The 605-nt window shown below is 74.5% G+C and carries 1 protein-coding gene; it reads right to left on the bottom strand.

The genetic code is table 11. From position 1 onward, the window contains the following. Positions 1-104 precede the first annotated feature (104 nt). On the bottom strand, positions 105-521 hold the full coding sequence (locus CCN29_RS34575) for a hypothetical protein (RefSeq protein WP_031023982.1): 417 nt from the start codon (positions 519-521) through the stop codon (positions 105-107). Positions 522-605 lie beyond the last annotated feature (84 nt).

Here is a 605-nt window from a genome sequence, read left to right as displayed (position 1 = left end):
CCTCCTCGGCGAGCTCTCGGAGAACGCCGCCAAGGGCCTGCGCGAAATCAGCGGGCGAACCGCCGCACGCGTGCGGGAGGCCGGCCGAGGACGCGCACGGCGGGTCACCGGCAACGGCTCGCTCCGCGCCGCACCACCCCCAGCCCCACCCCGTAACCCACGCTGACCAGCGCCCCCGCGGGAAGCGCGACGAGGGTCGGGTTCACCCACGCCGGTACCAGGTCGTAGTCCGCGTGGCATCTGTCGTGCAGCGGGAACCAGCGCGTGTACTCGTCGAAGTTCGCCCTCCGGTACTCCCGGTCGTAGGGCTGGCCCGCCCTGTGGCACGCCTCCTCCGGGTCGAGCGACGCGCCCGCCAGGGAGCCGACGAGGTAGGCCGCACCGGCGCCCAGCAGCAGGAGCGCCCCGGTCCAGGCGTACCAGGCCGGATCGCGCCGCCACGTGCCCCTGAGCAGCGGGCGGCTCCAGAACCACAGGCCCGTGAGGACGGGCAGGAGGAGCGGGAGGAGGAGAAGCGTCATGGGGCTACTCTGCGGGTTCCCTCCTCGCCGGCGGACGGCAGCCCCCTGCGAAGGTGAGGGTCCGCGGCCCGCCCTCTCCGACCC

The organism is Streptomyces pseudogriseolus (assembly GCA_002154585.1).
GTDB lineage: Bacteria > Actinomycetota > Actinomycetes > Streptomycetales > Streptomycetaceae > Streptomyces > Streptomyces pseudogriseolus.
This window is presented reverse-complemented; position numbering and strand designations above follow the sequence as displayed.

Coding starts and splice junctions, on each gene's coding strand:
- CCN29_RS34575 (WP_031023982.1), bottom strand. CDS start 521: ATGACGCTTCTCCTCCTCCCGCTCCTCCTGCCCGTCCTCACGGGCCTG.